This is a genomic window from Shewanella sp. Isolate11, assembly GCF_022398315.1.
Taxonomy (GTDB): domain Bacteria; phylum Pseudomonadota; class Gammaproteobacteria; order Enterobacterales; family Shewanellaceae; genus Shewanella.
Genome location: NZ_JAKEVF010000002.1, coordinates 607,128 through 621,281 on the forward strand (window position 1 = coordinate 607,128; position 14,154 = coordinate 621,281).

Here is a 14,154-nt window from a genome sequence, read left to right on the forward strand (position 1 = left end):
TAAGAGGGTTACGAATAAAGTTAAGACTGAACCAACTCGATAAAGTTCGATTTATCGATAAGCTCAATAGTTTGAGCCCGTTGGCCAAGTAATTCATTGGGATAACTGAGGCTATCGAGATCAATTTCGGCATTCATTACCTCAGTCAACCAGCGTATATTGTCATCATTTAACAAATCATGCTGCGACTTTTGCAACAGTTCTCGATGAAAGCGTTTACGGATCTCCAGTGGCGTCTCCCGCCCTGCTTCGACACCTACTGCAAAACTCACCTGGCAATCCGCACCTAATGCCTTGGATAACGCCGCTTCTAATTGGCTAACCGCTCCCGGGGCTTCGAGATGTTTCTGATTTGGCTTTAACACCAAAGGCAATGGGTCAACAAACTGCTGACACACAGAATTAACCGCTAATTGACGCACTCGCCCACCAATATCTAATGCCGACATCAAGCGATACCACTTAAGATCGATACTATTGCCCTTTATCTCGTCGCTATATGGCGTTGGAGTTTGAACAGCCTGAGCTGACACAGCAGTTTCCGCGCCAGCGGCTAGATTAGTTTCACGTTCAGCTTGAGGTAATAATGCAGACTCCGTTGATATCTCGGCCTCTAATGTTGCAACAGATTCATCTGCTGCAACTAACACGCTTTCAATATCACCGTTATCAACTTGCTGAGTTTGTAATTGAGGCGATGATTCCGCAGGAGCTTCCCAAGGCGGTCTATCTTCAGCATCACTATTAAGCTGCTCTACTGTGGTCTGAGTTTCAGACTCCTCATTGGGATTATTAACTGGTTGCTTACGCTTAGGTGGTACATACGCTTTGGGTCCCACCTCAGGCTTTTTTGTGTCACTCTCCTTAGATGAAGTGTCATCTAGGTCGGTAAGTAACGACTGTCTGGCGGCTAAAACTGCATCCAGTAAATCATCCTCCAGCGCAGGTGAAGCTGCGGTTACCACCTGTTTATTTGAATCTACAAGGGTTTCAGCAGCGTTTGTACTATCATCAGCACTCTCTTCGCTCTTGGTTTCATCTGTGATGTCATTGTGACTCTTTGCCACATTCTGGCTAACTTGTTCGGCAACGATTTCAGGGGGTTGCGCCTCAGAAGCTTGTGCCTCGGCAAACAGATCACTATATGAATCGGGATCAGAATCAGCTTGTTGCTCAAAATCGGCATAAGCCTGTAAATCGACCTCTGATGAAGTCATATCTTCTGCAGCGCGTTGTTGCGTGTCCGATTGCTGCTCAGATCGCGGCTCAGGTTTCTGATCGGATTCAGCGGTTTTCTGAGTTGATGAGGCTTGTAACTGGCTCTGAGCTTGGCTTAAAATCAACGCTTGCTCAGACAATAGAACTTCATCTTCACAGTCATCTGACTCGGGCGCAGAAGCAGGAGTGGACGGTTTAGCTTGAAGCTGCGATTTCGACGAAGGATCAACATGGCTAGGATTAGATATCTTGTTACTTGCATCATCAGTAACACTTGCTGTAGGTAACACTAACTTTTCAGCCAAAGGCGTCGACTGCCACTTTTTCACAGGAGTTTCAGGCACAAAAGCTACAGCACGCAGTAATGCCATTTCTAAACCCGATTTAGGATCGGGAGCATGAGGTAAATCTTTGCGTCCCGTCAATAACAACTGATAATACAATTGCACCTGCTCGGGTGTTAATTGTGATGCAAACGCTTGAATTTGCTCAGCATACTTAGATAACTGCGCCGCAGCAGGTGCAAACTGAGTTAAAGTGATTTGATGCAACAATTCCAACAAGCTACGCAATACTTCAATTGGATCGGCACCAAATGATAAGACTTCATCGGTGACTTGTAATAAATTACCAATATCGCCATCACACAAGGCTTTAAGCAATACAATTACATAATGCTCGTCGATAGTCCCCAGCATGGTTTGTACTTGGTTTAGCTGCACTTGCCCTGCGCCAAATGCGATAGCCTGATCGGTCAAACTTAACGCGTCACGCATACTACCATTGGCAGCTTTAGCGAGTAACTTTATGGCCCCATCGTCAAATGAGATACTCTCCTGCCCCAAAACCTTTGCCAATTTCAGGCAAATTTCATCAAGGGTAAGGCTCTTTAAATTAAATTGTAAGCAACGAGATAAGACAGTAACTGGCAGTCTTTGTGGATCTGTCGTAGCCAGCAGAAACTTCACATGCTCAGGGGGTTCTTCTAAAGTCTTAAGCAAGGCGTTAAAACTGCTGCGGGAAAGCATGTGCACTTCATCGATAAGGTAGACCTTATATCGGCCACGGGATGGGCGATATTGCACATTATCCAATAGCTCACGGGTGTCATCTACCTTGGTTCGAGAGGCGGCATCGACTTCAATTAAATCGACAAACCGCCCTTGGGCTATTTCTACACAACTCGAACACACACCACATGGGGTGGCGGTAACACCTTGCTCGCAGTTTAGGCCTTTGGCAAATAAACGTGCCAAACTGGTTTTACCCACGCCACGCGTGCCGGAAAATAGATAGGCATGATGTAATCGGTTCTGCGTCAACGCATTGGTCAAAGCATGTAAAACATGTGACTGACCAACGACTTGCTCGAACTTAGCAGGGCGCCACTTTCTGGCTAACACCTGATATGACATAGAACTCCCCAAAATGGATCAACGAATCAGAAGATAATCAGCAAACAATAACATGCAAACCCCCAACTCGCTAGCAAGCAGACACGATCACAAACGTTATTTTTAAAGATTAAAGTAAAGCAAATATAAAACGATGAAAACTGCTGCGTCACTCACCATTAGTGGTTGAAAATAAAGCAGACATTGTGGAAACACCGATAATAACTTTCGCTTGTAATATTGATAATTTGCTCACCTTCAGACATAAAAAATGCTCACTTAGCTAAGCAAAGTGAGCATTTATAGTGACGCTAAATCGAGCTTTATTCGCCTTCAAATTCACATAGGGTAACTAACTCAAGACCAATATCTTGCAGACGCTTCTCGCCACCTAACTCAGGTAATGAAATCACAAACGCCGCATGAGAAACTTCACCGCCTAAACGTCGAATTAATTTAACCGTGGCTTCAATCGTGCCGCCAGTGGCTAAAAGGTCGTCAACAACCAACACCTTATCTTCAGCCGTAATCGCATCGATATGTAATTCAAGTGAATCATGACCATATTCAAGTTCATAACTCTCTTGAATGGTTTCGCGCGGTAACTTACCTGGCTTACGAACAGGAACAAAACCGACGCCTAACGCTAAAGCTAAGGGAGCACCAAACAAGAACCCACGCGCTTCGGTACCCACAATTTTGGTAAAACCTAGGTCTTTATATTGCTCAACAAACAATTCGATCGCGGTATGATAAGCATCGTGATCTTCCATTAAGCTGGTCACATCACGGAACATGATCCCCGGCTTTGGATAATTCGGGATGGTTTTGATGCTCTGTTTGATCAAATTCAATTTGTCTGTATTCATTAATATCATCTTTATTCAATAAGCCCATTTCAGGGTTAAACTCACTGTCGAATGAGTTCATAGGAGAGTTTTCGGCTAAAGCTTAAGCCGCTTTATAGCCTGTTGCAACCGATCAGGTCACAAAGCGTTACCTAGGTGACGATCTAATCCTCTAACTCGGGGACTTGCCGTAAATAGAGTAATAAAGCCATCAACATGCAGCACAACATCAGTTTTACCCAAAGCAGAGGCACAATAATAATGCTCACGGTAAAACTTAACGTCGTTGCCAAATAGGCTTTACGCTTTAAGCCTTTACGAATAGCCCGCTTGCTTTCCCAGTCGCGCAGCGCTTCGGCAAACCAAGGATGAGTCATTAACCATTGATGCAATCGCTCACTAGAACGAGCAAAACAAAACGAGGCAAGTAGGATAAAAGGCACTGTTGGCAGCAAAGGTAAAAAAATACCAATCACTCCCAATAACAAACTGATACAGCCTATTAATAGCAAGATGCTGCGTTTGAAAGCCATCAAATCCCCATAAAAAAACCACTCAAATGAGTGGTTAGTATACCTAAGTAAGACTTAAGACTACATTAATTGTAGGTGCTTCAACCATGATAGCGTAGCTGGTAGTGTTGGCAGCAGTAGAACGAGCAAAAATCCAACAAAATACACGATATTAAACGGGTCTTTAAACGGCTGACTCATAACTTCCTCTATAACATGATTGACTGCATTTATTGATCTAGATCAAATTTCGCCGCCATTATAGAGAGTTGGACACCCGATAGAAACCCCTAAAATAGGATAAATTAACGCTGACTAGATAACACAATTTCCTTGTCAGCCATCTGCTGTAGCATCTGCCGACATCCAGACACCAACATTTGCGCATCCATTTCTGAGTATGTGTCCCTAAGCCACTGACAAATATCATCAAAGCTTATTGCCTCTTGCAGCTCAATATAAGCAAGCACTTGAGCCGCAAGCGGGTTTAATTGCAAAAAACACACTTCATCTTCTGCATCACGGTAAATGCAAAAAAGACTCGGTTGTTCATCGGGTGTTATTGGACGATAGTCACTAGAGATCTTTTGCACTGGATAATGATATTGCGCGACTTTAGCACTATTACTGAGCACGAGTTTATCTGACTCAATATTATCAACCCGTTGATATGATGGGTTATCAAATGCTGTCGCGACCAACAATTCTAGCCATTCATAATGCGCCAGCTCCAACATAAATGATGGGTCGTCCGCTTTAGCTTGATACTCATGTTGCAGGAAACTAATAAACTCTTGGGCTATCTCGATGAAAATCGGTGTCTTACAATCGTGTTGAACAAAAAACTGCTGTATTAATGCTTGCCATCGCTCCTCACTATATAAAGAGCAAAGCACAGGAAATCCGTTTGAAACGAATCCCTTTATATTATTAAAAAATAACTCACGATAGACCTTCATCCGCCGCTCGTCCGTACCTATGGGTAAAGGTTGCTGAGGATCACGAATATGATCGATGAAAGACTGCTGCACCTCTACAAAATCCATATTAGGCACTCCGCTCACATTGAGATAGAGCATCTCTTTGATAGCGGTGGATCTGATTAACCTCCTGCAGTAACACTTGGGTCGCTGGAATATTAAAATCACGCTCCAGTAAGGTAGGAAACACCCCATGGTAGGCATAACAGGCTTGAAGTAACTGCCAAACTGGGTCAATAACATCACTACCATGGGTATCAATCATCAGATCGGGCGCCTCTTCATAATGCCCGGCAATGTGCAGATAAGCGATACGTTCAGTCGGCATGGCTTGCATAAAAGCAATGGGATCGTATTGATGGTTTATCGAATTAACATAGATGTTATTCACATCCAAAAGCAGCTTACAATCGGCTTCGTTAAGTACATGAGTTACAAACTCACGCTCACTCATTTGGCTGCCAGGTGCGGTATAGAAAGACACATTTTCTAAGATCAGCGGCCGCTCTAGAATATCCTCCACCTGCTTTACACGGTTTGCGATGTGAATAACCGCGTCATCGGTAAAAGGCATCGGCATTAAATCGTAAAGATGGCCTGCACCTGAGCAGTAGCTAAGATGCTCTGAATAGATGTCGATACCATGACTATCAAGAAAGTGTTTCACCTGTTTTACAAAGCGAATATCGAGCTCAGCAGGACTACCAATCGATAATGACAACCCGTGACAAAAAAAGCGATGTTTCTCACTGAGTTGTTTAAATTGCCGACCAAACTTACCGCCTAAACTCATCCAATTTTCAGGGGCAACCTCGAAGAAATCAATTGCACTTGGCACTGCCTGACAAAACTCATTGAGCATTTCCCGTCGCAGTCCGAGCCCCACTTTTGCTTGAACCGACATATCCACCTCTATCAATAAATTAGGCCAGCGAATGACTGGCCTAATACTGGTATTTTCAAATAGTTAACAATAGGTTATTGCTCGCCACCGCACTTACCTTCTTTGGCTTTTTTATCGGCCCCACATTTACCCTCTTTGGCTTTTTCCATCTTCTCGCCGCACTTACCTTCTTTCATTTTGCCTTCTTTCATGGCTTTCATTTGAGCACCACATTGGCCTTCTTTACTTTTATCCTTGGCTTTTTCTTTGGCAGCTTCACTGGCACCTCGCTCCCCTTCTTTTGCCGCTTTCTTCATATTTTCGCCACACTTGCCTTCACCACATTTACCTTCACCGTCAACAAGTTGGTAGCCAGCCTGCATTTCACTATAGCCAAATGGATTTGCTTGAGCCTCGATGCTGAGACTGCCACCAACAAAAACGGTTCCTAACGCAACAGCCACTGCAGTATTCTTGGTTAATTTCATAATATGTTCCTTTAGTTAATCCCATATATAGCAAGGGTTGCCAACATCGCTTCTTGCTGGCTCGGATAATATGACCAGACAGCTTATGATTTTATTTCAAAAACCGATCAATTATCACAGTTATGCAACATATTTGATGATAGTACAACCGAAATTAACGTCATTTCGCGATAACTCTCTTTGATTAACATGGAAACTCTACAGCAGCTAACGTAGAATAAGCGCCCTTTCGCTCAAGTCCTAAAAACAGCGAAAACCCAAGATTAATTCGAGTCACTGACCGTTAGAGAGAAGATTCAATGCGCGTTATATTAGCCCCAATGGAAGGTGTCGCCGATGCCCCCATGCGGGCATTGCTCACCAGCGTAGGTGGTTATGACTTAGTCGTCAGCGAGTTTATTCGCGTGGTTGATCAACTGCTGCCAGAGAAAGTCTTCTTTCGCTTGTGTGCCGAACTAAAATATCAATGCCATACCCCAACAGGTACTCCGGTTAGACTTCAGCTTTTAGGGCAACATCCGAACTGGATGGCCGAAAATGCCCTAAGAGCTATCGAACTAGGCTCTCATGGGGTCGATATCAATTATGGTTGCCCTGCTCCTATGGTAAATCGCAGCAATGGTGGCGCAGCATTACTAAAAGAGCCTGAAACCATTTATCAAGTGACCAAAGCGGTGCGTGAAGCCGTTCCTCAAAATAAACCTGTCTCGGCCAAAATTCGTTTAGGTTGGGATGATAAAAGTCGCTGTATCGAAATTGCGCAGGCTATAGAATCAGCTGGCGCAACGGAACTCACGGTACATGCCCGCACAAAAGAAGAAGCCTATCGTCCGCCTGCACATTGGCAATACATAAGCAAAATTAAGCAGCACACTAAGCTGCCTATCATTGCTAATGGTGAAGTCTGGAGCCGTGAGGATTACCTCAAGTGCCAACAAGCCAGTGGCTGTGATGATGTCATGCTCGGTCGCGGTGCTTTAACTGTGCCTAACCTTGCCCATGTCGTTAGAGGGCAACAGCAGGCTATGAGCTGGCCAGAGGTCAAAGCCTTGTTAGTGCATTACTCTGATTTTGAAATTGTCAGTGAAAAACAAAAATACTACCCAGCTCGAATTAAGCAATGGCTGCGATTCATTTCTCGTCATTACCCCGAAGCGGAACAACTCTTTCTGCAGGTTCGCGTACTAAAAGATACCGACCAAATCCTCTCTTTACTGCAGGAAAGTTAATTAGCAGAATTGATGTAGGTCAAAATGGCGCAACTTAAGTGACAAATTGACGCAACTATCAATAAAATATCGCTGTGATTTGATCTTAGTCATAGCCAACTTAGGCAAGCTGTTTAGACTTTATATTCTATAAAATCACTCAGGCGATAATTTGTGAGCAGCTCCCATATTAGACACCAACTGTCGACACTTGAAGCCAATATCAGAATCGAGCTTAGTGAACTCTTTGCTCTGCATCAGCTAAAACTAGACTGCTCAGCGCTGAGCTTGTCTGCATTAATAGACAGTATGAGCGCCGCTAAATTATGCGACCAGCCACTGTTTATTAAACTGACCCAGCTTGATGCTGCAATATGTCAACTTGATCTTGGGCTTTATGGACTGTGTTCCGATTGTGAATCTGAAATAGAAGCAGAGCGACTATCCGACAACCCACTAGAGCAACGATGTGCTCGCTGCGCCGCCAACTATTCCCACGAACATAGACACGAGCTTCGCCTCACTTACTAATCCAAATAATCAATACTGGGAAGGATTGCCAACCCCACAACTTGTCGATTAAACGATATAAATTACCAAAAAAAAAGCCTCCGAATTAAGGAGGCTTTTTACTGTTAAGTAACAGGGAGTGTTATTAACAAGTATTAGAAGGTTTGTTCAATCTTGAAGAAGATTGTTCTACCTAACACGTCATATAGGTCAGTTTTGATATCACGGTAATCAACGAAACCGTCATACCAAGTTGGTGCCTCTTCATCAAGTAAGTTATTAACCCCTAGAGTCAGCTTACCATTCCATGGATGCATGTAGCTCACTTGAACATTATGTTTGAAGTATGATGGAACGTCAGCTAGATAGTCAGTACCGAACTCTTCGTTACCAGATTCTTGTGAACCAATGTAATAAGTGGTCCATGCAGCGTTCCAGTCACCTTGAGTCCAGCCAATGTTCACGTTACCGCGATATTGTGGGTAATCTTGCAGACCCGCATAGTCAAACGGCTCTTCGCCAGCGGCTGAAGTTTGCGCGTACTCATCAACATAGCCAAGCTCTGTCTTGAATGTCCAGTCACCGATTGCAGTTTCTAGGAAGTAAGCGGCTTTGAAATCAAGACCAGAAGTTTCCAATGATGCCATGTTACGGTCGAAACTATAAGCAACATCAATCTTACCATTAGCATCACGAACGATTGCAGTTGAACCACCGTTGTCGATTTCATCTTTTAGTAAGCGAGTCAAGCTGGTAGAAGCAATTTGGTTCTCAAGCTTAAGGTCATAGTAAGAAAGTTCGAAAGATAGAGCATCAGTCGCGTTCCACACGAAACCTGTCGTGAATGACTCACCTTCTTCTGGCTTAAGATCTGGGTTACCACCGAACCATGTTTTGTGCTGTGAACCACCTTGTGCACAGTAAATAGGATCCGCAGCAGCATTGTTACCCGCATCACACCATAGGTTATCATCAGCAGTCTCGAAACTTAGCGCTTGAGTAGAGAACATTTCACCCATGTTTGGTGCACGGAATGACTCACCCCAGCTAGCACGAACAAGCAGTGAATCCACTGGACGCCATGCAACACCAATTTGTGGTGTCGTGCTATCAAACTTACCGCTTACTAGCTGTGCACCAACGTCACCTTCTTGGTCATATTCGTCATAACGAACAGCAGCGTTTACATCGATATTAAATGGTAAAGAAGCTTGTAGCTCAACATAGGCAGAAGTACGGTCACGAGTCGCGTCTACATCGTCACCACCTGAGCCACCAGAAACTCGACCCGATGCAGATTGTGGGTCACTCTTCTGAACAAATTCAACGTGTTCAAACTCGGCACCAACTACACCTGCTAGCGAGAAGTCACCACTTTCAAGTAGCAGCGTAGACACTAAGCCATCAACTTGGGTGCTGGTAAATTCAGCTTTATAAGTACCAGTGTGAGCAGCTTGACCATAGAAATCAGTAATCATGGTGTCATAATCAGCAGTGCTCATACCTGTAGTGTTGAAGATATCATACTGCTCACTATCAATCAGGTTCTGAACGATATCATCATTAATCAGGTTAGTGTTCCATACGTTAGTTGAAGAACGGCTATGTTGAGCATTAATCTCCCAGTCAAGACCGTTACCGACATCAGTGTAACCAACTAGACCACCTAAGAAGTCGATAGAGTTGATCTCTGTACGAGTATCACGCTCACCGATAGGGGCAGAACGCATGTACAGAGTTAAATCTTCACCAACTGGGTTATATGCGTTGCCAGCATCCATACTTGGTAAGTTAGTCGATACAGGCGTACCCGCATAACGGGTATCAGTTTCAGACAATGCAGCACTTGCACGACCACGGAACTGAAGATCATCAGTTAAGTTGTAATTGAAGTTAGACAATACTGAATTTTGAACATTGTCACCAAATAGCTTGGTCACTTCACCGTAGCTGTATAAACAACGGCCGTTATTGCTACCGTCCGTTGCATCAACTGTGTTTTCTGTATCATTACAAAGAGCACTATTAGTCACCCAGCCACTTGCACCATTTCCGTTAACAACTGAGCTATAAGAAGAGTAAGCACCGTAAGTAGGATCGTCTAATTTCCAGATTTCATTATCCATTACGTGCTGAGTATTCACATACTCGTAAGTTAGCGTAATGTTACCTTTGTCGCTTGAGTAACCAGTCGTCACATTAAAGCGGTTTTGATCACCACCTTCGATGCTTGGAAGCTCTGTATCATAAGTGAAGTTTAGACCTTCAAAGTTTTTCTTAGTGATGATGTTGATTACACCAGCAACCGCATCAGAACCGTATACTGCAGATGCACCTTCACGAAGAATTTCGATACGCTCAACGATCGCCATAGGGATACGAGAAGTATCAGCAGCAGCACCAGAACTAGAGCTGGTACCAGGCATGCGACGGCCATCAAGAAGAATTAGAGTATATTTAGCATCTAGACCACGCATCTGAACGCTACTTGTAGCTGATGCGCCAGAACCGTAACCAGATGTACCACGCCATGAACCGAAGCTGTTAATTGAAGAGTTGTTCAATACATCAGCAACTGTTGCTTCACCCGTCATTTGAATATCAGCAGCAGTCAAAACAGTCACAGGAGAAGAAGTCTCCATATCGACCTGCTTAATACGTGAGCCAGTCACTTCGATACGTTCTACTTTTTCACCATTTTCTTCATCTGCAGAAAATGCCATTCCTGAAAAAGCAATACTTGAGGTCGCAGCGGCAACTAAGCCAACGCGTACTGCTTTTGCTGTTAGAGACCAAGAGTTCATATATTTCCCTCATGCACGAGATATTAAAATTAATTAGTTCTCGCTTATGTTGATATTTATTTGTTTTATTTTTGAATGAGAAGTTAATTCCTTCGGTGATGATATTGTTTAAAAAGCAATAATAAGTCAACGATATTCACAATAAAATAACCCAACTGATAACAATTGATACATTTAATGTGATACAAATTAAAACAAGTCAACACATAAGCAAATTAAATCTTTTTAAATCAACATCTTAGATAGATACAAAATAGAAATAACAATAAATACAAATGTCACAAGTGAATGATACAAATAAATACATGTGTATATGATTTGTTTTAAAAGTTAATCAAATATAATTAAAGCGACATTTAAAAAGACATAGGTATCACATTGTAAAATGTGTAGGTTCGAAAAACGCTTTAAAAAAAGAATAAAATGAAACAACAAATTAACAATCTGATATTTAACCTTCTGTTTAAATCAATATAAACGTCAATAAAAGTTAACTGAGTTATAAAAATTAACAAAACAGCTTGGTGCTTGTTATAAGTGACTTGCTAATCGTGCATCTTGTATGAGTCCCTTGTGAGATAACCTGTGAAGATCAAAATCGCTCCCAGATGGAGATACGCTTGTTGAGCAATCAGTATTTGAAAGTGCTCCATTGTGCGTATTGTTTGGCTACTCATTCAAAGCAGTGGATGATGGAATAATTATTCCCTCGTCAGGCAATTCAAGCCAAAATTGGGAAGCCAAATCACGCCTAACAGGGAAGTTTTAGTAATTCAGATGCAGTGTTAAGAGTTTGACCGTTTAACAACTATACTCATCACTTGTAAACCCAAGTTCAGATAAACTTAGCTGATTGCTCTCGATTTCGGTCGCGTTTAAGACATGCACAAATGAAATAGATAAAAAAAAGCCGCTAATGCGGCTTTTTAGAAAGATGACGAGATCAGCTTCGCTGGCGAGGTGTCTTACCTGCAGTGGTCTTATGCTTACGTACCGCACGGCGGATCTTGGCGCTTTTCACCTTAGCACGAGCAACACTGTGCTTATCAGTGCCCATTAATGTACGGTTTTCAGGTTCCATGCCCGCCATTTCTCTCAAGTAATTAACTTGCTCGATAGGCAATTCAACCCAACCACCACGAGGTAACGACTTAGGTAATTCAATCATACCGTAACGAATACGGATTAATCGACTCACCTGAACCTCTTGGGATTCCCATAAACGGCGCACTTCACGGTTACGTCCTTCAGCGAGAGAAACATGCCACCACTTGTTCATGCCCTCGCCGCCTGCTGGTTTAATCTTATCAAAGTGAGCAGGACCGTCCTCTAAGGTCACCCCTGTGCGTAAACGCTGCACACACGCATCGGTCACTTCACCAAAAGTCCGTACTGCGTACTCACGCTCCACTTCATGGGATGGGTGCATTAAACGATTGGCCAGTTCACCATCAGAGGTAAATAACAATAAACCTGAGGTATTAATATCTAAACGTCCCACTGCAACCCAGCGAGAATCTCGGGTACGAGGTAGACGGTCAAACACGGTAGGACGACCTTCAGGGTCTTTACGACTACAAATCTCACCTTCCGGCTTATGATAAGCAATCACGCGACAGACAATATCTTCTTCAGATTTTATCGAGACCGCACGACCATCAATTCTGATCTTGGCATCCGCTTCGACGCGATCACCCAGTTTGGCAATTTCACCGTCAATACTAACTCGGCCTGCAGCAATCCATGCCTCCATCTCACGACGGGAGCCATGGCCTGCACGGGCCAAGACTTTCTGCAATTTTTCACTCATTAGTTGACTCTTCTGTGGTTTCGGGCGTTGATTCATTAGCTAACAAATTCACCTTGGAATTTGTCACCCCAGAAAACAACGCAGCCAATGACTCAGCGTCGGATAATGCGGGAAGATCCGCTATCGTATCTAAGCCAAAATAGGCTAAAAATTCGCTTGTAGTCGCATACAGAGCGGGCCGTCCCGGCACCTCTTTATGGCCTACGATTTTAATCCAATCTCTATCGGATAAGCTTTTGATGGTATGACTGCCAACAGCCACACCACGGACTAACTCTATGTCTCCCCGGGTTACGGGTTGACGGTAAGCGATCACCGCTAACGTCTCTAGCGTTGCTCGCGAATATTTTGGCGCTTTCTCTTGCCATAAACGCTGTAAATATGGGCTTAATGTTTCGATGGTTTGAAAACGATAACCACCAGCTACATTCACTAAATTTATGCCCCGTTCTTGATACTCTTGCTGTAATGCTTGTAGAGCCTCTTTGACTCTTGGGCGCGACACACTGAAATCCGCTAAAACTGTATCAATTAACTGCTTTATCGACACCGTTTTGGCCATCACAAACAAACTTGCTTCGATAAGCTGCTTTAATTGTTGTTGATTTATCTGCAGTTTATTTTTCGACAATGCCATAAGCCCTAACATGAATGCTTGATAATGGTTCTGCCTGGATCAAATCCACCAATAACTCTTTGACCAATTCCATCAAAGCGAGAAAACTGACAACCACACCGGCTCGTCCCTCACTGAAATCAAATAACTGCTCAAATGGCACATAGGATTTACCTTCTAGCATAGCTAAAATCTGTGTCATTCGTTCTCGTGTCGACAACGTCTCACGGCGAACGTGATGATGCTCAGTCGCTTCGACTCTTTTTAATACTGCGGCAAACGCACTGGCAAGTTCAACCAGAGATACACTTGGCGGCACGACAACAGGTTTAATATCTTCAGCGGGCAAAGCCTTAGCCTGAAAAGTATCTCTTTCTAATCGTGGTAAATCATCGAGACGCTGCTGCGCTTCTTTGATCACTTCATAAGCTTTTAGTTGCCTGATCAATTGTGCTCGAGGATCATCTTCTTCATCCTCAGTTTCAACCTGTTTAGGCAATAACAAGCGCGATTTAATCTCCGCTAATGTTGCAGCCATCACTAAATAATCTGCGGCAATTTCAACTTTAGCGCCCTGTAACAGTTCGATATATTCTAAATATTGTTCCGTTACCGGAAAAATTGCCATTTCGACAATGTCGAGCTTTTGCTTACGAATGAGATACAGCAGCAGATCCAAGGGTCCTTCAAATGTTTCTAAAAAGACTTCTAGAGCTTCAGGAGGAATAAACAGATCGGCGGGTAATTGCTTGACCACCTCACCGCGTACCACGGCTAAGGGTAAACTTTGCTGTATTCCCTGCATCCGATCTTCCTGTTTAGCTCTGTTATCGACTTAGCCTTGCTATTGACAGCAAGGTAAAACACTCAAAACAAGCTGAAT

At 43.4% G+C, this 14,154-nt stretch carries 12 protein-coding genes; 2 read left to right on the forward strand and 10 right to left on the reverse strand.

What is annotated here, in order from left to right:
* Nucleotides 1–20: 20 nt before the first annotated feature.
* From dnaX to L1D21_RS07940, 6 genes are all read right to left on the reverse strand, one after another.
* Nucleotides 21–2,633, reverse strand: coding sequence for a DNA polymerase III subunit gamma/tau (dnaX, locus tag L1D21_RS07915; protein ID WP_239844694.1), 2,613 nt, complete (start codon nt 2,631–2,633; stop codon nt 21–23).
* Nucleotides 2,634–2,935: 302 nt separating this feature from the next.
* Entirely contained in the window at nt 2,936–3,487 is a 552-nt protein-coding gene (apt, locus tag L1D21_RS07920; protein WP_239844939.1) for an adenine phosphoribosyltransferase, read from the reverse strand.
* Between the two features lie 137 nt (nt 3,488–3,624).
* Nucleotides 3,625–3,993 (reverse strand): YbaN family protein, encoded by a 369-nt coding sequence (locus L1D21_RS07925; RefSeq protein ID WP_239844695.1) that lies wholly within the window; start codon nt 3,991–3,993, stop codon nt 3,625–3,627.
* 284 nt (nt 3,994–4,277) lie between these two features.
* Nucleotides 4,278–5,018 (reverse strand): putative DNA-binding domain-containing protein, encoded by a 741-nt coding sequence (locus L1D21_RS07930; protein ID WP_239844696.1) that lies wholly within the window; start codon nt 5,016–5,018, stop codon nt 4,278–4,280.
* 1 nt (nt 5,019) lies between these two features.
* Complete coding sequence (locus L1D21_RS07935) at nt 5,020–5,856, reverse strand: DUF692 domain-containing protein (RefSeq protein WP_239844697.1); 837 nt, start codon at nt 5,854–5,856, stop codon at nt 5,020–5,022.
* A 74-nt stretch (nt 5,857–5,930) separates the two neighbouring features.
* The gene (locus L1D21_RS07940) at nt 5,931–6,323 is read right to left on the reverse strand and encodes a hypothetical protein (protein WP_239844698.1); all 393 of its coding nucleotides are present in this window, start codon (nt 6,321–6,323) and stop codon (nt 5,931–5,933) included.
* 299 nt (nt 6,324–6,622) lie between these two features.
* Here L1D21_RS07940 and dusC point away from each other — a divergent pair, with 299 nt between their 5' ends.
* Both dusC and L1D21_RS07950 read left to right on the forward strand, forming a co-directional pair.
* Nucleotides 6,623–7,552, forward strand: a complete 930-nt coding sequence (dusC, locus tag L1D21_RS07945) for a tRNA dihydrouridine(16) synthase DusC (RefSeq protein ID WP_239844699.1) — start codon at nt 6,623–6,625, stop codon at nt 7,550–7,552.
* Between the two features lie 153 nt (nt 7,553–7,705).
* Nucleotides 7,706–8,062, forward strand: a complete 357-nt coding sequence (locus L1D21_RS07950; RefSeq protein ID WP_239844700.1) for a TraR/DksA family transcriptional regulator — start codon at nt 7,706–7,708, stop codon at nt 8,060–8,062.
* A 134-nt stretch (nt 8,063–8,196) separates the two neighbouring features.
* Here L1D21_RS07950 and L1D21_RS07955 read toward each other — a convergent pair whose 3' ends face one another.
* The 4 genes from L1D21_RS07955 to L1D21_RS07970 form a co-directional block, all read right to left on the reverse strand.
* Nucleotides 8,197–10,845, reverse strand: coding sequence for a TonB-dependent receptor (locus L1D21_RS07955; protein ID WP_239844701.1), 2,649 nt, complete (start codon nt 10,843–10,845; stop codon nt 8,197–8,199).
* 943 nt (nt 10,846–11,788) lie between these two features.
* Nucleotides 11,789–12,655 carry a 23S rRNA pseudouridine(2605) synthase RluB gene (gene rluB, locus L1D21_RS07960; protein WP_239844702.1) on the reverse strand — a complete coding sequence of 289 codons (867 nt, stop codon included), beginning with the start codon at nt 12,653–12,655 and terminating at the stop codon, nt 11,789–11,791.
* Complete coding sequence (gene scpB, locus L1D21_RS07965; RefSeq protein ID WP_239844940.1) at nt 12,648–13,271, reverse strand: SMC-Scp complex subunit ScpB; 624 nt, start codon at nt 13,269–13,271, stop codon at nt 12,648–12,650. Before scpB ends, rluB begins: the two co-directional genes overlap by 8 nt.
* A 1-nt stretch (nt 13,272) precedes the next feature.
* Nucleotides 13,273–14,076, reverse strand: coding sequence for a ScpA family protein (locus L1D21_RS07970; RefSeq protein WP_239844703.1), 804 nt, complete (start codon nt 14,074–14,076; stop codon nt 13,273–13,275).
* Nucleotides 14,077–14,154 lie beyond the last annotated feature (78 nt).